Origin of the sequence: Rhizobium sp. 1399 (assembly GCF_031455475.1) — a bacterium.
Taxonomy (GTDB): Bacteria; Pseudomonadota; Alphaproteobacteria; order Rhizobiales; family Rhizobiaceae; genus Rhizobium.
In genome coordinates this window covers 58795-85244 of sequence record NZ_JAVDSU010000004.1, presented here as the reverse complement: position 1 = coordinate 85244, position 26450 = coordinate 58795, and the positions used below count along the sequence as shown (strand labels likewise).

Below are 26450 nucleotides of genomic sequence, written 5' to 3'. Positions count from 1 at the left end.
GGCGTGGACCATGCATAACGCCCCCTTCCTTACTTCAAGTATATATCAGTGATCAGCGATTGCGGAAGATGCCGCGATCGACCTGACGCTGACGATATTCAAGATCAATACGGTCATGCGAGCCGTTGAGATATGCCATCTCACGTTCCTGAGCGGTCGGAGCGCGAAGGGCGCGGGCGAATTTCCTGATCGGTTCAAACATTGCTTTGCCTCATCTTCGTTTCATTTCTTGATGACCAGAAGATAGTCGCGGCATCGGTTAATTACTAGCGCTGTAACCGGAGCACAGCCATGCAGAAGGCGCATGGCTTGCCGTTTCAATATGCCGATTCGGCCATTAAATGATCACAAAATATGCAAAGCGCAATTTTGCGATCGGCAAAACTTTAATAAATTCTACTCGTAGAGGCGCCGGACCGTCGCGATGCAGTCCAGGTCCTTGAGCTGAGAGAGAAGCTGGTTCAGCTGACGCAGGTCCCAGACTTCCACTTCCAGCACCATTTCGGTGAAGTCGGCGGCCACGCGTACCGTGTTCAGCATGCGGATATTGACGTCGAGGCTTGCGACCGTCTGTGCCACCTTGGCCAGCGTGCCGGGCTCGTTCAGCGCGTTGACCATGATGCGAGCCATGAACCGGGATTTGTTGGCCTCATCGAGATCCCAGCGTACGTCGATCCAGCGATCCGGCTGATCATCGAAGCGCTGCAGCGATGGCGACTGGATGGGATAGATGGTGATGCCCTTGCCCTTTTCCATGATGCCGACGATGCGATCGCCGGGCACGGCGCCTGTTGGTGAGAACTTGACGTCGACATTGCCGGAGAGGCCGCGGATCGGCACGATATCGGGATCGCTCTCGGTGGAGGCGCGCTCGCCATCGAGATCGGCCTTGGTCTTGCCGGGGATCTTGAAGATCATGCCCGCGGCGCTGCGGACATTGAACCAGCCCTCGTCGCCGGCCGGCTTGACGGTGACACGCTCGTCCTGATGATCGGGATAGACGGCGCGCAGGACGTCGAGCGAAGACATTTCGCCGCGGCCGACGGCAGCGATCGCATCTTCCACATCCTTCTGCCCCAGCCGGTGGAGGGCCGGCTTCATGGCGTCACGCGAGAAGATCTTGCCGGCGCGCTCGAAGGTGCGCTCCAGGATGCGGTGGCCGAGACCGGCATATTGCTTGCGGATCGCCATGCGCGTCGCGCGGCGGATAGCTGCGCGCGCCTTGCCTGTCACGACGATCTCTTCCCAGGCGGCCGGCGGCACCTGCACGCCGGAGCGGATGATCTCCACTTCGTCGCCATTGTTGAGGCGGGTCACCAGCGGCATGATGCGGCCATTGATCTTGGCGCCGACGGTCGTGTCGCCGATGTTGGTATGAACGGCATAGGCAAAGTCGATCGGTGTCGCACCGCGCGGCAGGGCAATCAGCTTGCCCTTCGGCGTGAAACAGAAGACCTGATCCTGAAACAGCTCAAGCTTGGTGTGCTCGAGGAACTCTTCGGGGCTGTCACCTTCGGCGAGCGCCTCGATCGTGTGCCGGAGCCAGGAATAGGCATTGCTTTCGCGCGAGAGGATATCGCCATCGGCATTGGTGGCGCCGTCCTTATAGAGCGTATGAGCGGCAATACCGAACTCGGCGATCTCATGCATGCGCTTGGTGCGGATCTGCAGTTCGATGCGCTGCATCGACGGGCCGACGATGGTGGTGTGCAGCGACCGGTAGTCGTTCTGCTTCGGGGTCGAGATATAATCCTTGAAGCGGCCGGGCACGACGCGCCAGCGCGTATGCACGATGCCGAGCGCACGGTAGCAGGAAGGAATATCCTCGACGATGAGGCGAAAACCGTAGACATCGGAAAGCTGCTCGAAGGAGAGCGACTTCGACTGCATCTTGCGGAACACCGAATAGGGCTTTTTCTGCCGACCCTTGACATAGGCAGTCGCCAATCCATTGGCGATCAGCAGGTCGCGCAGTTCGGCCTCGATCTTCTTGACCAGACCTTCATTGCGCTTCGACAGTTCCTCAAGGCGCTTCGTGACGGTCTCGTAGGCTTCCGGGTTCATGTGCCGGAAGGAGAGCTCCTCCAACTCCTCGCGCATGTCCTGCATACCCATGCGGCCGGCGAGCGGCGCATAGATTTCCATCGTCTCTTCAGAAATGCGCGCGCGCTTTTCCTGGGACATATGGTCGAGAGTGCGCATGTTGTGGAGACGATCGGCAAGCTTGACCAGCAGGACGCGTACGTCATCGGAAATGGCAAGCAGCAGCTTACGCAGATTTTCCGCCTGCTTGGCCTTCTTGGTGACGAGGTCGAGCTTCTTGATCTTCGTCAGGCCCTCGACCAGGCGGCCGATATCCTCGCCGAAGAGTTCATCGATCTCGGCGCGCGTCGCCGTCGTATCCTCGATCGTGTCATGCAGAAGGGCGACTGCAATCGTCGATTCATCGAGATGCATGTCGGTCAGGATGGCGGCCACTTCGAGCGGATGCGAGATGTATGGGTCACCGCTCGCTCGCTTCTGCTGCCCATGCTTCTGCATGGCGTAGACATAGGCTTTGTTCAGCAGAGCTTCGTTGGCATCGGGCTTGTATTTCTGAACCCGCTCCACGAGCTCGTACTGCCGCATCATTCCAAAGCCACTCCAATAAAATAAAAGCGCGCCAATCGCAGATTGGCGCACACATGGGCAATATTATGCCTAAGCTTTACAGGCGCAAGATTGATGATTGGTAATCGTCGATCTTTTGCCGCGCAGGAAGCCCCGGCCGTTCAAGGGCCAGGGATGCGCTTAGTAATCGTCGCTCTTTTCCGGCGGAACGAGACCTTCGATGCCGGCCAGAAGCTCTTCTTCCGACATCTGGTCGAAGGTGATCGTTTCCGGCAGGTCGTCCTGCTCTTCGCTGTCGGCATTAGCCGTTGCACCGGCGGCGATCAGGCTTGCCGGATCGGGCTCGGGCTCGTCCACTTCCACATGCTTCTGCAGCGAATGGATCAGGTCTTCCTTCAGATCGTCGGGAGACAGGGTCTCGTCAGCGATTTCGCGCAGAGCCACAACCGGGTTCTTGTCGTTGTCGCGATCGATGGTGATCGACGCACCCTGGGAAATCAGCCGGGCGCGATGGCTGGCGAGCAGAACCAGCTCGAAGCGGTTCTCTACCTTGTCAATGCAATCTTCTACTGTGACACGGGCCATTGCCTGTCCTTTGCGGTCGTCTTTTCGGGATTAACACGCCCGATACAATTAAAACCGGGCAAATTCAAGTTTTTCGTTAGGGTCCCCTCGCCTTTATCCGCAGCCGGTCTAAATTTCCATGCACAATATGACATTTCCACCGGGGGTTGCTTGGAATATCCCGAATCGTGCCCTAAATCTTTCATATATGAATAATTCATAAAGTACGGAACAGCTCGACGCCACATCCGCAAGCCGCTGTTTTTATTAGGCTTAGTGGCTTATGGATTTCGATTACTCTCTTTGGATTGGTAAGCGATGTTTGACCCACGCGAAAAAATTGCACTATTCATAGACGGCGCCAACCTTTACGCTGCATCCAAGAGTCTGGGCTTTGATATCGATTACCGCAAGCTATTGAAAGCATTTCAGAAACGTGGATATCTGCTGCGCGCATACTACTATACCGCGCTTATCGAAGACCAGGAATATTCCTCGATCCGTCCGCTCATCGACTGGCTTGATTATAACGGCTACAAGGTCGTGACGAAGCCCGCCAAGGAGTTTACCGACTCCATGGGACGGCGCAAGATCAAGGGCAATATGGATATCGAGCTCGCAATCGATGCCATGGAACAGTCCGAAACGGTCGACCATCTCGTCATCTTCTCCGGCGACGGCGATTTCACCAATCTGGTCGAAGCGCTGCAACGCAAGGGACGCAAGGTTTCGGTCATATCGACCATGTCGACCCAACCGCCAATGATCGCCGACGATCTGCGCCGCCAGGCCGATCACTTCATCGATCTTCTGTCTCTGAAAGCCGAGATCGGCCGGGATCCTTCCGAACGTCCGCCGCGTCCCGCCGAAGTGGCGCCAGCCAGCGATTTCGAAGACTAAACCTTCATTCACGAATAGTGCAATGCTGCAGGCAAAGAGTCAGCCGTTGTCTTTCAACAGACGGCTCTTCTGCCTGTTCCAATCGCGCTCCTTCTCGGATTCGCGCTTGTCGTGAAGCTTCTTGCCCTTCGCGAGCGCCAGCTCGATCTTGGCGCGGCCCTGATCGTTGAAGTAGATCTTCATCGGGATCAGTGTCATGCCTTCGCGATTGATGCCCGCGCGCAAACGGTTAATCTCACGCCCGGACAAAAGCAGCTTGCGGCGGCGACGCGGCTCATGGTTGAAGCGGTTCGCCTGCAGATATTCCGGCAGATAGGAATTGATCAGCCAGATCTCACCATCCTCATCGGAAGCGTAGGATTCGGCGATATTGGCCTTGCCTTCGCGCAATGACTTGACCTCGGTGCCCATCAGCACCAAGCCCGCCTCATAGGTATCGATGATCTCGTAGTTGAAGCGGGCCTTGCGGTTTTCCGCGACGACCTTCTTCACGATACGCTGGCTGCCTTTGGGGGCCATGACGATAATTCCATTAGAGGGGCGCGAATGCCGCGCCCTCATTTCCTGTCATCTATGTAGGAGAACGGCCCGGTCTTGTGAAGACGGGCCGGGTTTACGCTTAAGGCATTTCGTTATCGCAAAACCGCCGCACAGTTTGCGCGACATGCTTTAGTTCAGCAGGCCGGCGTGACGCATAGCGGCGTCGATCGCCGTTTCCGTCGAGGGCTCCAGCGAGGACATTAGCGGCGAGCGCACGGTGCGGCTCATGCGGCCGAGCTTTGCGAGGCCGTATTTCGCGCCACAGACGCCGGGTTCCATGAAGACTGCCTTGTGCAGCGGCATCAGCCGGTCCTGCAGCTCCAGCGCCTTGGCGTAATTTCCTGCGGTCGTCGCTGCCTGGAACTCGGCACAAAGGCGCGGCGCGATGTTGGCCGTCACCGAGATGCAGCCAACGCCGCCATGGGCGTTGAAGCCGAGAGCCGTCGCGTCCTCGCCGGAAAGCTGCTGGAACTCCTTGCCGCAGGTGATGCGCTGCTCGGAGACACGCTCGATCTTGCCGGTCGCATCCTTGACGCCGACGATGTTCTTGTGCGCCTTGGCAAGCGCGCCCATCGTCTCCGGCGTCATGTCGACGACCGAACGGCCGGGGATGTTGTAGATATAGATCGGCAGCTTCACGGCCTCGGCGATCGCCGAATAGTGAGCGATCAGGCCCTTTTGCGTCGGCTTGTTGTAATAGGGCGTGACGACCAGAACGGCGTCCGCCCCGACCTTCTCGGCATGCTGGGCAAGTTCGATCGCTTCGCGCGTATTGTTCGAGCCGGCGCCGGCCATGACGGGCACGCGTTTGCCGGCAACTTCGATGCAGAGCTCCACCACACGTTTGTGCTCGGCATGCGACAGCGTCGGCGACTCACCGGTCGTGCCGACCGGAACAAGGCCGCTGCTGCCCTCCCCGATCTGCCAGGCGACATGGGCGGCGAAGCTGTCTTCGTCGATCAGGCCGGCATCGGTGAAGGGGGTTACGAGCGCGGGGATGGACCCATTGAACATGCAAAGCTCCTCACGGCCGATATCCTTGGTTCAGCCGCATTCCATGAATAAGAGTTGCGCACCATAGAGCGGCAAAAAGGCTGCGACAAGCGCGCATAGGTCGGTTAGGGCAAATTCCGATAGCAAATGTGAATGAATTTTACCCGAGACGGTAAGGTTTCATTAAGATGCCTCCAGCCAAATGGAGGGGCATGGTTTCGTTGCGAGTAATCCGGATGAAGAGAGCCGTTCTGATCCTGTCCGTCTTCGGCCTGGTCGCCGCGGCATGGGGCAGCGTTGCATCGCCGCTCCCCGGCGAGGGCGCCCCTGCGCCGGCCGTCAAGCCGCTGGGTTTCGTGCCGGAAACCGCGTCTTTCCCCGAGGCGATTACAACCGGGTCCATTCCGCGCAATGCGGCGATCGCCCCCGTCAACAGCGATCTGAAGGCTGGCCTCGATGCGCTCTCCAACAAGGATCCGCAACAGGCGCTTGCCATCCGCAATACGATGGCGGCAGGTACACTCGACCGCCATATCCTGACCTGGGCAATCGCCACTTCCGGCCTGAAAGGCGTTCCCTCCTATGAGATCGCCAGTGCTTCGGACGAGCTGAATGGCTGGCCAGGTCTGGAACGTCTACGCGGCAATTCCGAGCGTGCGCTCTACGACGAGAACCCAGCCCCTGCCGCCGTGCTGAACGCCTTCGGCGATACGGCGCCCGAGACGTGGCAGGGCGCGATCATTATGTCGCGCGCGCTCGTAGCAACCGGCAAGTCTGCGCAGGCGGCGAAATATATCGGCAAGATCTGGCGCGGACAGGCGCTCGACAAGGCAACCGAAGACAGGGTCCTGGCCGAATTTGCCGGCCTGCTGACCGCCGCCGACCACAAGACGCGGATGGACTACCTGATGTATCGCGGCCGCGTGGCACAGGCCAAGCGCTTCGGCGACATGGGCCAGGCGCAATCGCTCTACAAGGCCTGGGCTGCCGTCGACAACAATGCTGGCAATGCCGGCGCATTGCTGAATGCGATCGATGCGAAATGGCGCAGCGATCCGGGCTTTCTCTTCGCGCGCATCGAATATCTGCGCAAGCAGGACAAGTATCTCGACGCCGCCACGCTGCTGCAGCAGATACCGCGCGACCGAACCGAGCTGATGAACTCGGGCGAATGGTGGAACGAGCAGCGGATCATCAGCCGCGGCCTCGTCGATCAGGGACAGTTCAAGGCAGCCTATCAGATCGTTGCCGCCTCCGTTGCAACGGTGCCGACGGATATCGTCGAAGCACAATTCCATGCCGGCTGGTATGCGCTGCGCGGACTACAGGACCCGACGACGGCCGAGACGCATTTCCGCAAGATCCTGCAGGTTTCGAACGGCCCGCTCTCCGTTTCCCGCGCCTGGTATTGGCTCGGGCGTTCTGCGGAAGCCGGCGGACCGGGCAAGGCCAGCGAATTCTTCGCCAAGGCGGCGAATTTTCCGGGCACTTTCTACGGCCAACTCGCCGCCGAGAGGCTTGGACGAAAGACGCTTAACGTGACTTATCCGTCACCGACGGCTGGCGACCGCCAGAATCTCCAGCAGCGCGAGGCCGTGCAGGCGATCGGACGGCTGGAGGCAGCAGGTCATGGCTGGCGCGCAGCAGCTCTCTATCTGGCACTTGCCGACCAGCTCCAGAGCCCCGGCGAGCTCGCAATCCTGACGGCCAAGGCCGAGCAGGCGGGCGACCATCATCTTTCGCTGCAGATCGGCAAGATCGCCTATGGGCGCGGTATCGATGTCGCGGCGCTGGCCTTTCCGGTTGGCGTCATTCCCGCCAACGCCAATATATCCGGCTCCGGCAAGGCGCTCGCCTATGCGATCGCCCGACAGGAAAGCGCCTTCAATCCGGTCGCGGTTTCCGCCGCCAATGCCCGTGGCCTGCTGCAGCTCCTGCCGGGCACGGCCCAGGCCGTCGCCAAGCGGAACAACATCACCTATTCCAAGGACAAGCTGACGGCTGATGCCGGCTACAACGCAACGCTCGGCGCGCATTACCTCGGCGAACAGATCCAAGCCTTCGGCGGCTCCTATATCCTGACTTTCATCGCCTATAATGCCGGACCGAAGCGTGTGCCCGAATGGATCGGCCGCTATGGCGATCCGCGCGGCAAGCCGGTTGACGAAATCGTTGACTGGATCGAGCGCATCCCCTTCCCCGAAACACGCAACTACGTGCAGCGGGTGATGGAGAATTACGAGGTCTACAAGGCTCGCCTCGGGCAGACACCTGACATCGAGCGCGACCTCATCGGGGGCCGCAGCGCGACCTGAGGCCGATTGGCAGACTTGCCGAAAGCACGCTACATCTCGTTTTGGCAGACGGGATGGAGATGTCATGGCTGACGCAGTCACGAACGGGTTTACCGAAAAATTCTATGGATCAACCGATGGGCTGAGGCTTTACGCCCGTAACTACCAGCCGACCGGCGGAGATACCGACCGGTTGCCGGTCGTCTGCCTGCCGGGCCTTACGCGCAATGCCCGCGATTTCCACGAACTCGCATTGATTCTGTCGCGCGACGCAGCTTTCCCACGGCGTGTCATGGCATTGGACTATCGCGGACGTGGCCTGTCTGATCGGGATGATAACAAGGCGAATTACAATCTCGCTGTCGAATGCGGCGATGTGATTGCCGGCTGCGCTGCGTTCGGCATCGACCGCGCAATCTTCGTTGGGACCTCGCGCGGCGGGCTGATTCTGCATCTGATGGCGGGAATAAAGCCGGAGCTGCTTGCAGGCGTCATCCTCAACGATATCGGCCCGGTCATCGAGCCCGCCGGGCTGATGGCGATCAGGGACTATCTCAACCGTGACCGCAAACCTCAAAGCTGGAGTGAGGCGGTCGATATCCTCAGGGAGAATCATGGTGCTGCCTTTACCGCACTCAGTCTCACCGACTGGGAGGGCATGGCGCACGCCATCTATCGGGAACAGAATGGCATACCTGTCGCCGATTATGACCCGGCGATTGCCGAGCAGTCGAAAACAATCGATTTCAACAATTCCCTGCCCGACCTCTGGCCGCAATTCGAGAGCCTGGGCTCCATGTCGCTGTTGGTGATTAGAGGAGAAAATTCCAATCTGCTATCGCGGCGGACGACAGACGAGATGGCGAAGCGGCATCCTGATATGGCGCCGATCACGGCGAAAGGCCAAGGTCACGCGCCGCTTCTGCATCTAGGAGACATTCCGGAGGCGATCAGGATATTTATCGGCAGGCTGAGCTGAGCTTTCGTGATGCCGCCTAGCGCCGACATCAAAACACCACCCGCCACTTCGAAGGTGGTATTTAACAAAAAAGCCCGGCTCAAAAGCCGGGCTTCTCTATGACCGAAGTCAACTCGAATTAGAACGAGCGCTGCAGACGGAAGTAACCGGTCGTGACGTCGTCTTTATCTTCCGGATCCAGCCACTGTACCGAAGCCTTGGCGTAAAAGTTGTCAACGATCTGGTAGTCAACCGTCAGACCGACCTTCCAGGCATCACCGAGACCGTCGAAGTCATCCGGAACAGCCTTGCTGCCGCCGAAGTAGTTGCCGTAGTACTGAACAGCCGGAGTGATCTTCAGCTTGTCCGTTGCCTTGATGGCGTATTCGGCAGCAACTGCCCATTCAGCAGACGAGTAGTAGGAGTTCGGGCCGCTGGAGTAGACAGCTGCGAGGCCGAGCGTGCCCGGGCCGAGTTCAGCCGTACCCATAGCGCGGATAGCGCCGTCTTCGTTGTCGAAGTCCCAGCCGCCGGTGACCTGGTAGGTGAAGGCGCCAGCCTTGCCGCCGAGGCCGAAAGCAACGCCGACATTGTTCGGAACTTCGCCAGGCTGAAAGACGCCGTCTTCCAGTTCGTCGACGCTGAGACCAGCGTAGAAGGAGCCGGTTTCGTACTGATAACGGAGCGAGTTATGCAGCGTTACGACAGAACCGATATCGTCCGTTTCGCCGGAGAGACCATCGTCCCACCAGGAGTAGAAGAGACCAGCGCGGAAGCCGGCAATGTCGAGGTAAGCGGAGTCAAGCTTAGAAACCTGCGACGAAGCATTGTCCGCATTGGTCTGGAGAACGATCACGCCGGTGAGCGGGCCGTACTCGGTGTCGCTCTTGGCAGTGAACTGAAGCTGACCGCGGGTTACAGCATCCCAGCTGGAGTCGTTGGTGGTTTTGTCGCCGCCAGCGTTCGGGCCGACGTTAACCTGGAAACGGATGTAACCGTTGATCTTCAGGCAGGTTTCCGTGCCCGGGATGTAGAAGTAGCCGGTGCCGTAGGCGTCGCAGACGCGAACGTATTCAACCGGTTCCGGCTCGGCAGCAACGATTGCGTCAGCTGCCTGAGCGCCGGATACTACTGCCATAGCAGCAGCGGAGCCGAGAAGAAGGCTCTTGATGTTCATAATGACCTCCAATTCAAGTTTCGATCGGAGATAGGATCACGCCTGGACAGCGTTTCCCTGCCCCATCTCCGGTGTTTGAAGAAGTCGGGCGGTCAAGCCCTTGCTTCCGAGAGTGAAAATACAAGACGAAAGCTGTCACGCAATCACCAACTTGTGTTCGGGAGGGGTTTACGAAAGCCTTACCGAAACCCTGTTGCTGAAAGGCCACAAGTTGGGCAACGGGGTCGCCGCTTGTTTAGGCTTTATTAAGAAAGTGCTTATTTTCTCGGTATTTATTGGGCTTTACAAGAAGGCAGCGCAGCCCGCTGTGCCAAATCGGCACCATTCTTCTGCCAGATTCGGCTTTTTTGAGATAACCGGCCAACGACAGGTGAAGCTCGCCAATGCGAAAATCGAAACCGATTTCAGCTTTAGCCGACGAGAGGCGATTGATTTCCGTATGCGATTCGCCCGGCGACCATCGCGATTCCGGAACGAGGGCATACGACAGGGAGAATTTCGAGCGGAGAAAATAGACAGCGGAAACGAGAAGCCGCGCGCAAAAGGCCATAGCACTATCAATGACGGAAAATGGACCTCCAACACTGTGGCCGGCTGACGGCGATTCCAGGCCGCTCGATCGATGAAGCCGTTCATCGGAGGTTCACGCCTGGGGGCTCAAGCTGAAAACCTGAGAGGATACGTCGATGAGAAAGCTATTATCAGCACTCGCAGCCGTCGTCCTGGCTGCATCTTTCGCCCCACCGCTAAACGCGGCTCCGATCTTCGTGCCGAGAGCAGAGCAAGTGCAGATCGGCAATGTCGAGCAGGTCAGACATCGGAGCCATCGGAATTGGCGTGCGGATCGCTACCGGAACCACCGGTACGCCTACCGTTCCTGCGGATATTATGGCAGATGCTACGGATATCCGCGCTACGGTTATAGATACCCGCGGTATTACGATCGCGATTATTACGGCTACCGCGATTATTACGGCTACCGTCCGCGGTCAGGAGTGACTTTGTATTTTCGTTTCTAGCCGGCGACACTTGTCCGCCATATCGCAGGGCGCGGCATTCAACGGCCGTCGCCCAGCCCGATTAAGGCAAGCGAAAATCGCGTTGTGGCTGGATTGCCCCTGCTGCCATCTATCTGATTTCATTTAACAAAAAATAGATGGCGGAGAAGATGGGATTCGAACCCACGATACCCTCTCGGGTATACTCCCTTAGCAGGGGAGCGCCTTCGACCACTCGGCCACCTCTCCGGTGGGAGCCCTGATATGGGTATTCACCGGTACGATCAAGCTTTTTTTGCAGTTTTCACACGTCCTTTATTTAGGCGGCAAACGCGACGGCGACAGTTCAAAACTGAAACTGCCTGCAGAGCCGGGCGAGCCCGGCTCACCTCAGCCCAGCAATTGCTTTAGATCGGCCGCAGGATCGGCCAGGATTGCCCGATCGGGGTTGACGCCTGATTCCAGCATCTTCTTGCCCGTCACATAGGCCTTTGCATCATTGATGGCGTCGACGGCAATCAGCCTGCCCTCGCGGAAATACCAGACGGAGTTCGCTCCTTCGCGGGCACCGGGGCGCAGCAGCGTGTCATCATAGCCCATATTGAAGCCGGCAATCTGCAGCTTCACATCATACTGATCCGACCAGAACCAGGGTTTCGGGTCATAGGGTTCGTTGCCGCCGGCGATGACCGCTGCGGCGGCGTCCGCCTGATCGACGGCGTTCTGCACCGATTCGAGCCGGATGCGGCCGCCCTGCCAGGGCAGGCTCGCGCAATCGCCGGCCGCAAAGATCGACGGGTCGGACGTACGGGCGAATTCGTCGACGATGATTCCATTGCCGACTTCAAGCCCTGCCTCTTTCGCCAGAAGGTCGTTCGGCACGACGCCGATGCCGACGATGACGAAATCCACGTCGATGGTGCTGCCATCAGAGAGTTCGGCGCCGGTCACGCGACCATCCTTGCCGATCAGATGCTTCAGGCCGGTCTTTTCACGAATCGACACATCATGGCTCTTATGGATCGCGCGCATGATGTCGGCGGTTTCCCTGGCAGCGACGCGCTGCAGGATCCGGTCGGCCATTTCGATGACGGTCACCTCCAGGCCGAGATGGCGAGCGACGGCTGCGGCCTCGAGGCCGATATAACCGCCGCCGATGATGAGCACACGGCGGCCGGGTCGCATTTCCCCTGCCAGTAGGTCGGCGTCGCGCTTGTCGCGGGCGACATAGACGCTTTCCAGATCGCCGCCGATCGCCGCCGGTAGGCGGCGGGGCGTGGAGCCCGTCACAAGCGCCAGTGTGCCATAGTCGAGAACGGAGCCATCCTGCAGCAGGACCTGTTTCGTGTCGCGCTTGATCTGCTCGGCCCAGGTCGAGAGACGGATCTCGACATTATTGTCAGGGTACCAATGCTCGGGACGGAACAGCAGGCGGTCGAAGGCCATCTCACCGAGCAGATACTTCTTCGACAGCGGCGGGCGCTGGTAAGGAAGCACGTCTTCGGCGCCGATCAGCGTGATCGGACGCGCATCCTTCAGCGCACGCAGCTTGGCTGCCAATGCGAAGCCTGCCTGCCCCGCGCCGATGATCACCAGTCTATCCGTCACGATGTCACTCCCGAATATCAGCTCTTCCACAGGGACAAGGCCTATCCCCTGCCCCAAACGCCGTCAACGGAAGCGAGGGTTTTGCCTCAGCCGATCTCGATCCAGCGGCGCTCATGGAAGGACTGTGCCATGGCGTGAACCGACTTCTCTATCCTGAGACCGTCTTCGAATGTCACGATCGACGCCGGCTCTCCGGAAATCGCGCGGATCAGCTCGCGGCATTCGATGATCTTGAGATCGTTGAAGCCGAGGCCGTGGCCGGGCGCCGGAATGAAGCGATCGTAGGGCTGATGGGCGGGTGCTGCCAGTATCTTGCGGAAGCCCTGCTCGGAGCCTCGGCCTTCGGCCTGATAGAGCTCGAATTCGTTCATGCGCTCCTGATCGTAGAGGATCGAACCTTTCGAGCCGTAGATCTGCAGCGCGATACGGCCCTTGCGGCCCCAGGCGGCCCGGTTTGCCATCAGCACGGCCGAAATGCCGCCGCCAAGACGCATCAGCACATTGGCCGCGTCGTGATTCTCGACCGCGCGGCGGCCGCCTTCCTTCAGAGGGCGGTCAGCATAGGGTTTGACCATATCCGTGGTGACGGCCTCGACATGGCCGAAGAGATACCAGAGCAGCGACAGCGGATGGACGGCGAAATCGTCGAGTGCGCCGTAACCGGCCGACAGCTCGCTCTTCCAATAGAAGAGGACGTCAGGATCGGCCATGAAATCCTCGTCCATTTCGACGCGGATATGATTGACGGAGCCGATCGCGCCTTCGCCGATCAGCGTCTTGATATGCCGCATGATCGGGTTCTGGATATAATTATAGCCGAGTACAGCGACCTTGCCGGACTGCCTGGCGATCTGAAGCATACGCTCGGCATCGGCATAAGCAGGCGCCATCGGCTTTTCACACCAGACATGTTTGCCGGCCTGAAGGGCGGCGATCGCCATTTCGGCATGGAACTGGTTGGGTGTGGTGACGGAAACGACATCCACTTCAGGATCGGCAATCAGCGCCCGCCAGTCGGCCGTTGCCTTCTCGAAGCCGAATTCGCCAGCGCGGGCGCTTGCGAGCCCTGCATTCGCCTCTGCAAGATGCACGAGGCGCGGGCGCTCGACATCGCCGAAGACCGTTTTCACCGCATTCCATGCCAGTGCGTGGCACTTGCCCATATAACCGGTGCCGATCAAACCTATGCCGAGTGGCTTCATGTCAGGGTCTCCTCCTCAAATCCGAAGAATTTTTGGAATATTTGGACCATTTTGACAAGCACGTCCTGATGCATCATTTCGCCTCACCTTGTCGAAGACTGTCTAAAACCCTTCATTTTCAGCCTATTAAAAACAATTAGGCGGCTTCGCGGAAATCGTTTATGCTCCGAAATATGGAATGTTTGTTTCATCTTCTGAGCTGTCAGCATGGATAGTGACCCCCAAAGAGCGCGTGTGCCGCGCGATTTCGAAAGCCTGCGCAGTACGATCATCGAGCGGAAGGCGAGCATGCCGAAACGGTTGGCACAGGTCGCCGCCTTTGCACTCGGCAATCCCGACGAGATCGCCTTCGGCACGACGGCGAGCATTGCCGCGGCCTCCGATGTACAGCCGTCCACGCTGGTGCGCCTCGCCCATCACCTCGGCTATGAGGGCTTCTCCGATCTCCAGAGCATTTTTCGCGAGCGGTTGCGCGACCGGACGCTGAGCTATGAGGAACGCCTTGTCACGCTGGAACAGTCCGGCGGGGATGACGAGGATGCAACCTTGCTTTCCGGCTTCATTTCGGCGGCCAGCCAGTCCGTGAACCGGCTTGCGGCGACGGTGCAGACGGACACTTTTGCCAAGGCCGTCGATATCCTGGCGGCGGCGGAGACCATTTATCTTATCGCCAAGCGGCGCTCCTATCCGCTGACGGCGCATATGACCTATGCCTTTTCCAAGCTGAACATCCGCCATCAGATCGTTGCCTCACCGAACGGCGTCGATCCGGAGATGGTGCAATTCGCCACGCCGCGCGATGCGGCGATTGCGGCAAGCTTTTCGCCCTATGCCGCCGACAGCCTCACCCAGAGCCAGGAACTTGCCGATCGCGGCGTGCCTGTTATTGCGATCACCGATTCGGCCTTTTCGCCGCTGGCGGCCTGCGCCACACATTGGTTCGAGGTAGCGGAGGCTGATTTCGGCGGTTTTCGCTCGCTCTCGGCCTCAATGGCGCTCACCATGGCGCTGCCGGTCGCCATCGCCGAGCGGCGACGCAAACTGCAGCATTCAAAACCCGTAAAGGCAAAAATGGAATAAACATTCCGAATTGACAAAGAGACGGAACCGATGTTTCATTATTCAAAATTCGCGGGCGTTTCAGGCCGCGTAAAAATCTAGCGGGAGGACATCATGGTACAATCGAATCCGGGCTCACAGCCGGAGCCGACACTCGACGTGATCACCATCGGCCGTTCTTCCGTCGATCTCTACGGCCAGCAGATCGGTTCGCGGCTGGAAGATATCGGCTCGTTTGCCAAGTCCGTCGGCGGTTGCCCGGCCAATATCGCCATCGGCACGGCGCGGCTCGGGCTGAAATCGGCGCTGATCACCCGCGTCGGCGACGAGCAGATGGGGCGCTTCATCATCGAACAGTCGGCGCGCGAAGGTGTCGAGACCAAGGGCATAAAGACCGACAAGGATCGGCTGACGGCGCTGGTGCTGCTGGCGGTAGAGGCTGAGGGCGTCTCGCCGATGATCTTCTATCGTTCCGACTGCGCCGACATGGCGCTCGACGAAGCGGATATCGATGAGGATTTCATCAAGTCCTCGCGCGCCGTGCTCGTCTCCGGCACACATTTCTCCCGGCCCAATACTGAGGCCGCGCAGCGCAAGGCGATCCGCATTGCCAAGGCCAACGGCCGCAAGGTGATTTTCGATATCGACTACCGACCGAATCTCTGGGGCCTTGCCGGCCATGCCGAAGGCTTCGAGCGTTATGTGAAGTCTGACCGCGTCTCCTCGAAGATGAAAGAGACGTTGCCGGATTGCGACCTGATCGTCGGCACGGAAGAGGAAATCCTGATTGCATCGGGTGCCGATGACGTACTCGGCGCACTGAAAGAAATTCGTCGCCTTTCGCCTGCGACCATCGTTCTGAAGCGTGGCGCCATGGGCTGCATCGTCTATGACGGCCCGATCAGCGACAATCTGGAAGACGGCATTGTCGGCCAGGGTTTCCCGATCGAGGTGTTCAACGTGCTCGGCGCGGGCGATGCCTTCATGTCCGGCCTGCTGCGCGGCTGGCTGAAGGATGAGCCGCTGAAGACCTGTGCCACATGGGCGAACGCCTGCGGCGCCTTTGCAGTTTCCCGCCTGCTCTGCTCGCCGGAATATCCGACCTGGGCCGAGCTCGACTTCTTCCTGAAGAACGGCAGTAAACACCGCGCGCTGCGCAAAGACGAGGCGATCAACCACATTCACTGGGCCTCCACCCGCAAGGGCGCAATCCCGCTTCTGATGGCGCTCGCCATCGATCACCGTTCGCAATTGACCAGTGTCTGCGACGAGCTCGGCGTCGACTACAAGCAGATCGTCGCCTTCAAGCGGCTGGCGGTGGAAGCAGCCTCCCGCGTCGCAGGTGGGCGGCAGGGCTATGGCATGCTGATCGACGAGCGCTTCGGACGCGATGCCTTCTTCGATGCCGCCAAGAAGAATTTCACCTGGATCGGCCGGCCGGTCGAGCTTCCGGGCTCCAAGCCGCTACGCTTCGAGTTCAGCCAGGATATCGGCTCGCAACTGGTGGAATGGCCGCTCGACCATTGCATCAAGTGCCTGTGCTTCTACCATCCCGACGATCCGGCAGCGCTGAAGAGCGAGCAGCAGGAGAAGCTGCGCACGCTCTTCGAAGCCGCGCGCAAGGTCGGTCGCGAACTGCTGGTGGAGATCATCTCCAGCAAGAACGGGCCGCTGACCGACGATACGGTCTCGACGGCGCTGGAGGAACTCTATGCGCTCGGCATCAAGCCGGACTGGTGGAAGCTGGAGCCGCAGGCCTCAACCGGCGCCTGGAAGAAGATCGATGCAGTGATTGCCAAAAATGATCCATGGTGCCGCGGTATCGTGCTGCTGGGGCTCGAAGCTCCCGCCGACGAACTGGTGAAGGGTTTCGAGGCGACACTGGCTGCGCCCTCAGTCAAGGGCTTTGCGGTTGGCCGCACGATCTTTGCCGATGCCGCGCGCGGATGGCTTTCGGGCAAGATCAACGACGAGCAAGCGATCGGCGATATGGCAGGCCGCTTCAAACAATTGACAGAGGCATGGCTGAAAACGCGTGGCCTCAATTAAGAGAGTGAATTTGGGAGGCGCCTGATGGGCAAGACGGTAAGATTGACGATGGCGCAGGCCGTCGCGCATTTCCTTAAAGCACAGATGACCATCGTCGATGGTAAGAAAGTGCCGATCTTCGGCGGCGTCTGGGCAATCTTCGGCCACGGCAATGTCGCCGGCATGGGTGAAGCGCTCTACCAGGTGCGCCAGGAACTGCCGACCTATCGCGCCCACAACGAACAGGGCATGGCGCATGCTGCGATCGCCTATGCCAAGGCGAGCTTCCGCCAGCGCTTCATGGCCTGCACGACCTCCATCGGCCCCGGCGCGCTGAACATGGTGACGGCGGCCGGTGTGGCGCATGTCAACCGCATCCCGGTCCTCCTCCTGCCCGGCGATATCTTCGCCAATCGCGCGCCCGATCCGGTGCTGCAGCAGATCGAGGATTTCGGCGACGGCACGGTTTCGGCCAATGATGCCTTCCGCCCGGTCTCGCGCTATTTCGATCGTATCACCCGGCCGGAGCAGATCATCACGGCGCTGAAGCGCGCCATGCAGGTGCTCACCGATCCGCTCGATTGCGGCCCGGTGACGCTGTCGCTCTGCCAGGACGTTCAGGCGGAAGCCTTCGACTATCCGGAGAGCCTGTTTGAGGAAAAGGTCTGGACGGTGCGTCGTCCGCAGCCGGATGCCGACGAGCTTGCCAATGCGATTGCGCTGATCAAGGCCTCGCAGAAGCCCGTCATCGTTGCCGGCGGCGGCGTTCTCTATTCGCAGGCGACCAAGGAGCTTGCAGCCTTTGCGGAAGCGCATGGCGTTCCCGTCGTGGTCACACAGGCCGGCAAGTCGGCGATCGACGAGCGTCATCCTCTGGCGCTCGGTTCCGTCGGCGTGACAGGCACATCGGCTGCCAATGCGATTGCCGAGGAAACCGACCTGGTGATTGCCGTCGGTACGCGCTGCCAGGATTTCACGACCGGCTCCTGGGCGCTCTTCAAGAATGAAGGCTTCAAACTGCTCAGCCTGAACATCGCAGCCTATGACGCGCTGAAGCATGACAGCCATCCGCTCGTCGCCGATGCGCGCGAGGGACTGAAGGCACTCTCGGCCGGTCTCTCAGGCTGGAAGGCGCCTACGGCGCTTGCCGAAAAGGCAACCAAGGAAAAGAAGGTCTGGATGGAGGCTGCCGCCAAAGCGATGGGCGCCACCAATGCCGCCCTGCCCTCCGATGCGCAGGTTATCGGCGCGGTTGTCCGTTCGATCGGCGGCGAGAAGACGACGCTGCTTTGCGCGGCCGGCGGCCTTCCGGGCGAGCTGCACAAACTGTGGCCGGCCACCGTTCCCGGCAGCTACCACATGGAATACGGTTTCTCCTGCATGGGCTATGAGATCGCCGGCGGCCTCGGCGCCAAGATGGCGCACCCGGAAAAGGACGTCGTCGTCATGGTCGGCGACGGTTCCTACATGATGTTGAACTCCGAGCTTGCGACCTCGGTCATGCTCGGCCTCAAGCTGAACATCGTGCTGCTCGATAACAGAGGCTATGGCTGCATCAACCGCCTGCAGATGGCGACCGGCGGCGCCAACTTCAACAACCTGTTGAAGGACTCCTATCATGAGGTAATGCCCGAGATCGATTTCCGCGCGCATGCGGAAGCGATGGGCGCCATTGCGGTGAAGGTTTCCTCCATCGCCGAGCTGGAACAGGCGATCGCCGATTCGAAGAAGAACGACCGTACCTCGGTCTTCGTCATCGACACCGACCCGCTTGTTACAACGGATGCCGGCGGCCACTGGTGGGATGTCGCGGTGCCGGAAGTCAGCCCGCGCGGCGAGGTCAACAAGGCCCATGAGGCCTATGTCAAGGCACGCGCCGCCCAGCGCGTCGGTTGATCGGATTGCTGTCATTTTCTGGAGGAGCGGAAGCGCTCCTCCGCGCTATTTTTAAGGAGACTATCGATGAAGGCCAAACTCGGCATGTCGCCCATCGCATGGTGGAACGACGATCTTCCTGAACTCAGCGACGACGTGTCCCTGGAAGAATGCCTGCGGCAATCCCGCACTGCCGGGTTTACCGGCATGGAGCAGGGTCGCCGGTTCCCCAGCAATCCCCAGGAAATGCTGCCCATCCTGCGTGCTGCCGATGTGACGCTCTGCGGCGGCTGGTTCTCGGGTACGCTGGTCAACGAGGAGCTTGCGACCAACAAGGACCGCATCGCGCCGATGATCGAACTGTTCAAGGCGGTCAATGCGCCCTGCATCGTCTATGGCGAAGTCGGTCGCTCGATCCAGGGCGATCGCTCCAAGCCACTCGCGACCAAGCCGCGTCTTGGAGATGACGAGATGAAAGCCTATGCGCGCCGCGTCACCGAATTCGGCGAATGGTGCGCGGACCAGGGCATGCCGCTTTCCTATCACCACCACATGGCGGCCGTCGTCGAGACCGAGCCGGAACTCGATGCCTTCATGAAGAATTCGGGTGCCGGCATTCCGCTGCTGCTTGATGCCGGCCATCTGGCCTTTGCCGGCGGCGACGTGCTGCGTGCCATCGACAATCACCACGCCCGCATCAACCATGTGCACGTGAAGGACATCCGGAAGTCCGTCGTCGACGGGCTGGATCGCAGCAAGCAATCCTTCCTCGATGCTGTGGCGCTCGGCGCCTTCACCGTGCCGGGCGACGGCTCGCTCGATTTCGGCGCCATCGTCAAGCGGTTCGCCGAATACGGCTATGAGGGCTGGTTCGTTGTCGAGGCCGAGCAGGATCCGCGCAAGGCGCCGCCGCAGAAGATGGCGGAGATCGGCCATGCGGAATTGATGCGCGTCATGACGGCGGCCGGTTATACGGTGGAGACGGAAGGTTTCCCGAAGGGATAACGGAGGAGAAACACCAATGCCAAACCTCAAGGTAAAACCGTCAGGCAAGACCGGCCGCGTCACGCATGTGACGCCCGAAAGCGCCGGCTGGACCTATGTCGGCTTCGACATGTACCGCCTGAAGCCGGGCGAGACGACCGCTGGAGAGACGGGCGAGCGGGAAGTCTGCCTCGTCTGGGTGAGCGGCAAGGGCAAGGCTTCGGCCGGCACCAGGGATTTCGGCACGCTCGGCGAGCGCATGAGCCCCTTCGACGGCGCGCCGCACGCTCTCTATATACCGATGGAATCGACATGGTCGGTGACGGCCGAGACCGATCTCGAGCTTGCCGTGTGCTCCGCACCCGGCGGCGGTACCTATGAGGCGAAGGCCATTCCGCCCGGCACCCACCCGCCGGTGACGCGCGGCAAGGGCACGAATGTGCGCCACGTCAACAACATCATGCCTGAGGATGACAGCTCGGCGCATTCGCTGCTCGTCGTCGAGGTCATCACGCCCGGCGGTCACACCTCTTCCTATCCGCCGCACAAGCATGATCAGGACAACCTTCCGCATGAGAGCATGCTGGAAGAGACCTATTACCACCGCCTCAATCCGCCGCAGGGTTTCGGCTTCCAGCGTGTCTATACGGACGACCGCTCACTCGATGAGGCGATGGCCATCGAAGACGGCGACGTGACGCTTGTGCCGAAGGGGTATCATCCCTGTGCGGCGACGCATGGCTATGATCTCTATTATCTCAATGTCATGGCCGGGCCGAAGCGCGTTTGGAAATTCTACAATGCGCCGGAACATGAGTGGCTGCTGAAAGCCTGAACGGGCCGCAGATCGCTAAATAATCTGACAGCGGGCGGGCCGCGCAAATGGTTCAATCCTCCCATTCAAACGCAATGGATGGAGGAATACCATGCGCGGCTCAAGCCTTACCGTTTACTCTCAGACCACTCGCCGGACAGAAATCAGGCAATCCCGTCTTCTTGCCAAACTCCTTGATGGTTTGCGCTGGCTGGCGCGCAAGATTGCCGAGCGGCGCAATCGCAGCGCCGTCATGGAACTGTCCGACGATCAGCTCAAAGATATCGGCCTTTCCCGCGGCCAGATCGAAAGCGACGTGCATATCTCAAGCCACTACTGGAACAACAAAGGATTGTGATAGGCTGGTGCGGCGGGCGATGCTCGCCGCCCGAATTCCGGAAAGACCGATGTCGCAATTTTCGACCGCATTGCTCCTGAAGACGAAGACCGTCACGATCCGTGACATCGTCTGCAATGGCGAATGCCGTCACAAGAGCGACGAGGAATGCGCGCACAAGACCAGTCTCGTCTATCCCTATCGCGGCGTCTTCATGCGCCATGTCGGGCGCAACGACACCGTGGCGGAAGCCAATCAGGTACTGTTCTTCAATGTCGGGCAAGGCTACCGCATCAGCCATCCGGTCGATGGCGGCGACGCCTGCATCGATCTGTCTATCGACGAATCCCTGCTTGCCGAGCTTGCGCCTAGGGATCAGGTACAGGCCGGCGAGTTGTTCGGCTTCAAACGCCAGCGCCGGCGTGTCGATCCGCGCGCGCAGGCGCTTGTCGCCCTTCTGCGCCATGGCCTTCGCCGCAACGTTGCCGAGACATTGGAGGCGGAAACGCTGGCGCTGACGCTCGTACGCCGCTCGCTCGGCGAGCGCACCTCGCATGCGGCGGGTGCCAGTGCCGGACGGCAGAAACTTGTCGACCGGGCAAAGCTCGTGCTCTCCGCTGATCTGGCGCGGCGGTGGACGCTGGCGGAAATCGCGACCGAAGTCGGCGTTTCGCCTGTCTATCTCACGCAGGTCTTCCAGCAGGTGGAGGCGACGCCGCTCTATCGCTACCAGCTTCGGCTTCGCCTTGCCCGTGCGCTCGATCTGCTCGGTGAGTATGAGGATCTGACTGCGCTCGGCCTCGATCTCGGCTTTTCCAGCCACAGCCATTTCACCTCATCCTTCCGCCAGGCCTATGGCCAGACGCCGGCAGAGTTCCAGCGCGCAACGCGGCTGCGGGCGTAAAGTCGCTAAAGAATTCGACAGCGACGAAAGGGCCAGCAGTGGTCTTATGATCCTACCCCAGACGGGGACCCAACCGGAGGATGACAAGATGAAGAAGACCACATGCGCTGCCTGCGACTGCGAACTCGGACCTGATGCCATCAGCGTCAAGCTTGGCGGGAAGACCGTCGAGGTCTGCTGCGAGGAATGCGCTCACGCGCTGGGGGAAGCAGAGGCTGCTACGGCATCCGCACCTGCAGCCGCCAAGGATTGAAAACAAGGCCGCGCCCAAAAAGGCGCGGCCTTCTCCTTTGTTTTATGCATTCCGGACGCAAAACCGCTGCACACTTTTGCCGGAATTGCTTTGCCTTCAGGCAGGCAGCAGGCCATAACGCCAGCCGAGCCGCCTGGCATTCCGGGCAAGCACGGCAAAGGCCAGCAGGAACATGCAGGCTTCGGCAAAGACCGGCACCATCCAGATACCCATCTCCCCGAAAGCATGCGGCAGCAGGAAAGTCAGCGGCAGCGTGAAGAGATAGGCGCGCGACAGGCCGAAGATGGCCGCACGCTTGGCATCGCCGATCGCCTGGAAATAGCCTGACAGCACCATCATCTGCCCGAACAGGAAATAGGCACCCACGGTCCAGGGCAGGATACGCGAGACCTCGGCGATAACGACCGGGTCGGCGACGAAGACATGGCCGAGGCGGGCCGCCAGCAATTCCACCGTGATCTCGACGCCTGTGCAGTAGACGAGGGCCGCGATCAGGGCAATCTGCAGGCTGCGGCCGACGCGTTCGGAAAGGCCAGCTCCGTAATTATTGCCGCAAATCGTCTGAGAGGCGATGTTGAGGCCGAGCAGCGGCAGATAGGCGAGCGTCATGACGCGGGTGATGATGCCGTAAGCGCCGATGGTTGCGACATAGTCGCCCTCGCCCCAGATCGACAGGTTGAAGATCACGGCTGCCGAGCAGAGCGAGATGCCGATGAAGCCGAGGCTCATCGGCGCACCAAGCGCCAGGATCGGCCGCCAGTCAGCAAGCGGAAAACGGGATGCCGGACGAAGTGCGCGCTCATTGCGCCAACGGTAGATCAGCACGGCAACGAGGCAGATCGCCTGCGCCAGCACGGAGCCCAGCGCCGAGCCGGCCACACCCCATTGCAGGATTGCCATGAAGAACCAGTTGGCGGCGATGTTGAGTGCGGTCGCAGCGAGCATCACCATGGTCATGAAGCCGATCCGGCCTTCGCTGCGCAGGGCGTCGATATTGAGCGACAGGAAGAAGGCGATTGGCGCGGCAACGACCATGATACCCATGAAGGTGCGGGCATTTTCGGCAACTGCGAGGTCACCACCTGCCGCATTTGCGACGATGTTCCAGCCGACGGTCCAATAGATCACGTTGATGACAAGCACCACCACGATTGCCAGCACATGGGCAGCCGCGAAGGTGCGCCGGGCGGCATCGCGATTGCCGCCGCCAAGCTCGCGGGCAAGGATGCTTGCCATGCCGTTCGAGACGAGCGACTGAAGGGCGACGAGCAACATCAGGCTAGGGAAAATCAGGGTAACGGCAGAGAGTGCGCCAGCCCCGACATAGGCGCCGAGGAAATAGGCGTCCACCACGGCGAACAGGCCGTTGATAGTGGTGATCAGGATGATCGGCAGCGCCGTGCGGGCAAAAACGGCGGGCAGCGGGCCAGTCAGAAAGGTATTGGTTTCAGAACGTGAGGTCATGGACGGAATCCGGGTGTTGCGGGCAGCGATTTGGCGATCAGATATCGAGAACGAGATGCGGCAGACCGTTCGAGGTCTTGCGCGGTGAAACGCCGTTCTCGTCGATCTGGGCGTGGATGCGCTGGCGGAAGGCCGAGAAGCTCTCGAAGGTCACGACATCGACAAGCTCATCGAAATGGATTGTGACCCTGTAGAACTCGCTGCCTGCGATAGCCGAAAGCGCCAGAACCTTGCCGGTGAAGGGCTGGTTCAGGTAACGCCCGCGAATGTGGGCGCCGACGAAGATCGGCGAGATGGGCTTGTCATTGGGCTTGGCTGCAAGGGCCGACAGCGTGTTCCAGTCGCGGGTGCCATATTGGCGGGCGATCAGTTCGAGGGCGGCGGCATGGCTCATCTCGCTGCCGCGCTCGGCCATGGCCTGGCGCAGGCGCTTTGCCTGGGCCTTCAGTTCGTCGACCGGTGGATAGGTCCCAGTCATGGGTATACGAGTCACGGGTTCAGCCTTTCAAAGGCATGCCATTCGACTGTCAGGGGGGCTCGCATTGCCGTCAGTCAGCATGCATAGGGGCTGTGACCATGATCGCGAGGGCTTCACCATGGATCTTCATCCGCGAGCGGCTGGTGCCTCGAACCGGCTTTTTATGCGCGACGACAGACGCCAAGTCAAGATCGGCACACATCTGGTGAAAAAATGGGCAGATTCTGGACAGTATTGCCGACGATAAAAGCGCTATGCCGTTAGATTTTGCACAAGCTTTTAATTTTAAAGATATTGTTCAGCAGATGTGAGCAATCCTGCGTTAAAGTCTGATCATACAACAAGCGGAGGCTGACATGGCCTTTCAGATGCACCTCGACACAGAACATCCCAAGCCCGAACAGGCTTACAGAGAATTCAACCTCGATCGGCCCGGCAACATCATCTTCGTCGGCCATCACCTCAGCACCGGAACGCAAGTCCGCTGCCTGATCCGCACCATCACGCTCGCCGGGGCGCTGCTGGAAGTCAGCCCCAGCCTGGAAATGCCGCAGAATTTCTTCCTGGAAATCCTCGGCATCCATGACGAGATCGGCGCGACCGTGGTCAAGCGCGAAGACGAGTTCGTGACCATCAGCTTCAACATGCTGCTGAACCCCGAATTCCTGCATCACGTGCTGCGGCTCAGCTTCGAAACCAGCCTCTGATTTTAGACCTTCTCCCCATAAGGAAACGCGGGCCATACGACCCGCGTTTCGAACAGCGATGATTTATCGCGATCAAGCGGCGAGGTGCCGCTCGATCTGGTCGATTGGCAGATTGGTGTAATCCTTCGCCACTTCAGCCGAGATCGCTGCCTGGGCATCGGCGCTGAGATTGGGCCGCAGCGTGCCGAGCGCGCGCGGCGGCGCCACCAGAACGATGCGGCTTGCCTCCTTCTCATGCACGAGCTCGTCGAGCTTTACGGCAACTTCCTTCAGGAAGTCGGCTTCGGCCTGGTCCTGCCAGTTGGTCTCCTCCATGGCGCTGCCGCTCAGTCCGTCAGGCGCGTAAGAGCGCCCGGGCTTGTCGGTGCCGAGTTCACGGTCAGGTTGGTTGGGCTGCGTGAGCGTTTCGCGGACCTGGAGATTCATCAGTTCCGCATCGCCGGCATTCTGCAGGATCAGGGCCTTCGCCCCATCGCAGACAACGACCCAGGATTCCCAGGGGACTTTGACGTCAGTCATTTGATTTCCTCGCTTTCATGATTGGAAGCAGCGTACCGCTTGAGGAAAAACGCCCGGCAACTGAAAGAGTTCGGGAAAAATCTGCGCAAAGAGAATCAACGGCGATCCGGAGGGCATGCCATGGCGTAGAAGGGCAAAGCGGGAGATCAAAGACGATGAAGACAGCGCTTGTCGCCTATGCCGGTTGCCTTCTCACCCTTGCCGTCATCGACGCAATATGGCTCAGCATCGTCGCCCGCACCTTCTACCGCGATCAGCTCGGCGAGCTGATGCTGCCCTCGCCGAACCTTGGCATCGCCGCCCTTTTCTACCTGCTCTTCACAGTTGCAATTGTCATACTAGCGGTTTTGCCCGGGCTTTCCAGCGGCTCGCTCGGCACGACGCTGCTCTATGGTGCCATTTTGGGACTGGCGGCTTATGGCACCTACGACATCACTAATTTGTCGACACTGAAGAACTGGCCGCTCGCAATGAGCCTTGTAGATATGGTCTGGGGAACCTTTCTGACGGCACTTAGCGCTGCTGGAGGCTATTGCGCGGCAAGATTGCTGGCCTGAGCGTGAATGGTTTATTCCCAAGAGGGCACAATAGATGTGCCGCTAACGCACAAATTTCAAACTCGCTAAAATTGTAGTTTTATATTTGACGAATGTGAAAAACATTCGTGTGAGCCTCTCCGTCGAACAGCCTGAAATTTGAACTGCCCCAAATTTTGAACTGCCTGACGGAGAATGCGAAATGGAAATGCTCCGCGCAACGCACCTCGCCACGGTGAAGTCGGCTGTCTACGACATTCGCTGGGAGGAGTTCAACGTCAAACGACCGGCTCGTATCGTCGCCGTTCGCCCCTGTCTGACCGGGATTTCGATGCGCAGCGCCGAAATCCTCGATATTTCCCAGGGCGGCGCGACCTTCGTCGTGTCGACCACGGCGGGCCTGCCCAAACATTATTATCTCAACATCCTGGGGCTTGCCTACCGCATCGGCTGTGCCGAGGTCTACCGCCATCATGAGCGTATCGGCGTTCGTTTCATCAACCTGATAGAGCCGGATGTTCTACGCAAGGTAGTGCGCGCCGACTTCATGATCGGCAACACGGAAGCGATCGACGCCCGCCGCAACGGCAGCCGCGTCTGAGCCGTCACGAACGAGAAATAATCTTGCTTGCCTTGGCAAAGTGAGAG

General features: G+C 59.8%; 27 protein-coding genes and 1 tRNA gene. 16 read left to right on the top strand and 12 right to left on the bottom strand.

Annotated elements, in window-relative coordinates:
* Positions 1–52: 52 nt before the first annotated feature.
* From J2X71_RS14720 to rpoZ, 3 genes are all read right to left on the bottom strand, one after another.
* The gene (locus tag J2X71_RS14720; protein WP_018115599.1) at positions 53–202 is read right to left on the bottom strand and encodes a DUF3563 family protein; all 150 of its coding nucleotides are present in this window, start codon (positions 200–202) and stop codon (positions 53–55) included.
* A gap of 194 nt (positions 203–396) precedes the next feature.
* Complete coding sequence (locus tag J2X71_RS14715) at positions 397–2631, bottom strand: bifunctional (p)ppGpp synthetase/guanosine-3',5'-bis(diphosphate) 3'-pyrophosphohydrolase (protein WP_113325272.1); 2235 nt, start codon at positions 2629–2631, stop codon at positions 397–399.
* Between the two features lie 159 nt (positions 2632–2790).
* Complete coding sequence (gene rpoZ / locus J2X71_RS14710) at positions 2791–3195, bottom strand: DNA-directed RNA polymerase subunit omega (protein ID WP_007820129.1); 405 nt, start codon at positions 3193–3195, stop codon at positions 2791–2793.
* A gap of 297 nt (positions 3196–3492) precedes the next feature.
* Here rpoZ and J2X71_RS14705 point away from each other — a divergent pair, with 297 nt between their 5' ends.
* Positions 3493–4074 carry an NYN domain-containing protein gene (locus J2X71_RS14705; protein WP_007820126.1) on the top strand — a complete coding sequence of 194 codons (582 nt, stop codon included), beginning with the start codon at positions 3493–3495 and terminating at the stop codon, positions 4072–4074.
* 39 nt (positions 4075–4113) lie between these two features.
* Here the strand turns inward: J2X71_RS14705 and smpB are convergent, their stop codons facing one another.
* Both smpB and dapA read right to left on the bottom strand, forming a co-directional pair.
* Complete coding sequence (smpB, locus tag J2X71_RS14700; protein ID WP_007820124.1) at positions 4114–4593, bottom strand: SsrA-binding protein SmpB; 480 nt, start codon at positions 4591–4593, stop codon at positions 4114–4116.
* Between the two features lie 150 nt (positions 4594–4743).
* Positions 4744–5628 (bottom strand): 4-hydroxy-tetrahydrodipicolinate synthase, encoded by an 885-nt coding sequence (dapA, locus tag J2X71_RS14695; RefSeq protein ID WP_113325274.1) that lies wholly within the window; start codon positions 5626–5628, stop codon positions 4744–4746.
* Between the two features lie 215 nt (positions 5629–5843).
* Between dapA and J2X71_RS14690 the strand changes: the two genes are divergently transcribed.
* Positions 5844–7922 (top strand): lytic transglycosylase domain-containing protein, encoded by a 2079-nt coding sequence (locus J2X71_RS14690; protein ID WP_310382804.1) that lies wholly within the window; start codon positions 5844–5846, stop codon positions 7920–7922.
* A 64-nt stretch (positions 7923–7986) separates the two neighbouring features.
* A complete protein-coding gene (locus J2X71_RS14685) occupies positions 7987–8880 on the top strand; it encodes an alpha/beta hydrolase (protein ID WP_310382803.1) in 894 nt (297 codons plus the stop codon).
* Positions 8881–8998: 118 nt separating this feature from the next.
* Here the strand turns inward: J2X71_RS14685 and J2X71_RS14680 are convergent, their stop codons facing one another.
* Positions 8999–10036 (bottom strand): porin, encoded by a 1038-nt coding sequence (locus J2X71_RS14680; protein WP_310382802.1) that lies wholly within the window; start codon positions 10034–10036, stop codon positions 8999–9001.
* Between the two features lie 193 nt (positions 10037–10229).
* Here J2X71_RS14680 and J2X71_RS14675 point away from each other — a divergent pair, with 193 nt between their 5' ends.
* Both J2X71_RS14675 and J2X71_RS14670 read left to right on the top strand, forming a co-directional pair.
* Positions 10230–10634: a hypothetical protein gene (locus tag J2X71_RS14675; RefSeq protein ID WP_310382801.1), complete on the top strand. Its 405-nt coding sequence runs from the start codon at positions 10230–10232 to the stop codon at positions 10632–10634.
* 88 nt (positions 10635–10722) lie between these two features.
* Positions 10723–11055, top strand: a complete 333-nt coding sequence (locus tag J2X71_RS14670; protein ID WP_310382800.1) for a hypothetical protein — start codon at positions 10723–10725, stop codon at positions 11053–11055.
* 138 nt (positions 11056–11193) lie between these two features.
* On the opposite strand, the gene J2X71_RS14665 is transcribed toward J2X71_RS14670, so the two are convergent.
* From J2X71_RS14665 to J2X71_RS14655, 3 genes are all read right to left on the bottom strand, one after another.
* Positions 11194–11283 (bottom strand) — tRNA-Ser (locus tag J2X71_RS14665).
* A gap of 141 nt (positions 11284–11424) precedes the next feature.
* Positions 11425–12642, bottom strand: a complete 1218-nt coding sequence (locus J2X71_RS14660) for an FAD-dependent oxidoreductase (RefSeq protein WP_310382799.1) — start codon at positions 12640–12642, stop codon at positions 11425–11427.
* An 86-nt stretch (positions 12643–12728) separates the two neighbouring features.
* On the bottom strand, positions 12729–13844 hold the full coding sequence (locus J2X71_RS14655; protein ID WP_310382798.1) for a Gfo/Idh/MocA family oxidoreductase: 1116 nt from the start codon (positions 13842–13844) through the stop codon (positions 12729–12731).
* A gap of 207 nt (positions 13845–14051) precedes the next feature.
* Between J2X71_RS14655 and J2X71_RS14650 the strand changes: the two genes are divergently transcribed.
* The 8 genes from J2X71_RS14650 to J2X71_RS14615 all read left to right on the top strand — a co-directional run bounded on the left by J2X71_RS14650 (position 14052) and on the right by J2X71_RS14615 (position 22098).
* Complete coding sequence (locus tag J2X71_RS14650) at positions 14052–14924, top strand: MurR/RpiR family transcriptional regulator (protein WP_310382797.1); 873 nt, start codon at positions 14052–14054, stop codon at positions 14922–14924.
* A gap of 93 nt (positions 14925–15017) precedes the next feature.
* Positions 15018–16952, top strand: a complete 1935-nt coding sequence (gene iolC, locus J2X71_RS14645; RefSeq protein ID WP_310382796.1) for a 5-dehydro-2-deoxygluconokinase — start codon at positions 15018–15020, stop codon at positions 16950–16952.
* A 24-nt stretch (positions 16953–16976) separates the two neighbouring features.
* Positions 16977–18827, top strand: a complete 1851-nt coding sequence (iolD, locus tag J2X71_RS14640) for a 3D-(3,5/4)-trihydroxycyclohexane-1,2-dione acylhydrolase (decyclizing) (protein WP_310382795.1) — start codon at positions 16977–16979, stop codon at positions 18825–18827.
* 66 nt (positions 18828–18893) lie between these two features.
* Positions 18894–19811: a myo-inosose-2 dehydratase gene (iolE, locus tag J2X71_RS14635; RefSeq protein ID WP_310382794.1), complete on the top strand. Its 918-nt coding sequence runs from the start codon at positions 18894–18896 to the stop codon at positions 19809–19811.
* 16 nt (positions 19812–19827) lie between these two features.
* Positions 19828–20625 carry a 5-deoxy-glucuronate isomerase gene (iolB, locus tag J2X71_RS14630; RefSeq protein WP_310382793.1) on the top strand — a complete coding sequence of 266 codons (798 nt, stop codon included), beginning with the start codon at positions 19828–19830 and terminating at the stop codon, positions 20623–20625.
* A gap of 91 nt (positions 20626–20716) precedes the next feature.
* Positions 20717–20962 carry a DUF1127 domain-containing protein gene (locus tag J2X71_RS14625; protein ID WP_113324165.1) on the top strand — a complete coding sequence of 82 codons (246 nt, stop codon included), beginning with the start codon at positions 20717–20719 and terminating at the stop codon, positions 20960–20962.
* Between the two features lie 49 nt (positions 20963–21011).
* Positions 21012–21845 (top strand): helix-turn-helix domain-containing protein, encoded by an 834-nt coding sequence (locus J2X71_RS14620; RefSeq protein WP_310382791.1) that lies wholly within the window; start codon positions 21012–21014, stop codon positions 21843–21845.
* Positions 21846–21933: 88 nt separating this feature from the next.
* Positions 21934–22098 carry a hypothetical protein gene (locus tag J2X71_RS14615; RefSeq protein WP_310382790.1) on the top strand — a complete coding sequence of 55 codons (165 nt, stop codon included), beginning with the start codon at positions 21934–21936 and terminating at the stop codon, positions 22096–22098.
* Between the two features lie 96 nt (positions 22099–22194).
* Here the strand turns inward: J2X71_RS14615 and J2X71_RS14610 are convergent, their stop codons facing one another.
* Positions 22195–23562 (bottom strand): MATE family efflux transporter, encoded by a 1368-nt coding sequence (locus tag J2X71_RS14610; RefSeq protein ID WP_310382789.1) that lies wholly within the window; start codon positions 23560–23562, stop codon positions 22195–22197.
* A 37-nt stretch (positions 23563–23599) separates the two neighbouring features.
* Entirely contained in the window at positions 23600–24040 is a 441-nt protein-coding gene (locus J2X71_RS14605) for a glyoxalase superfamily protein (protein ID WP_310383292.1), read from the bottom strand.
* A gap of 368 nt (positions 24041–24408) precedes the next feature.
* Between J2X71_RS14605 and J2X71_RS14600 the strand changes: the two genes are divergently transcribed.
* Positions 24409–24747 (top strand): hypothetical protein, encoded by a 339-nt coding sequence (locus tag J2X71_RS14600; RefSeq protein WP_112544807.1) that lies wholly within the window; start codon positions 24409–24411, stop codon positions 24745–24747.
* 72 nt (positions 24748–24819) lie between these two features.
* On the opposite strand, the gene J2X71_RS14595 is transcribed toward J2X71_RS14600, so the two are convergent.
* Complete coding sequence (locus J2X71_RS14595; RefSeq protein ID WP_007821673.1) at positions 24820–25266, bottom strand: host attachment protein; 447 nt, start codon at positions 25264–25266, stop codon at positions 24820–24822.
* 155 nt (positions 25267–25421) lie between these two features.
* Between J2X71_RS14595 and J2X71_RS14590 the strand changes: the two genes are divergently transcribed.
* Entirely contained in the window at positions 25422–25823 is a 402-nt protein-coding gene (locus tag J2X71_RS14590) for a DUF2177 family protein (protein WP_310382788.1), read from the top strand.
* Between the two features lie 181 nt (positions 25824–26004).
* Positions 26005–26403, top strand: coding sequence for a hypothetical protein (locus J2X71_RS14585; RefSeq protein ID WP_007821677.1), 399 nt, complete (start codon positions 26005–26007; stop codon positions 26401–26403).
* Positions 26404–26450: the final 47 nt, after the last annotated feature.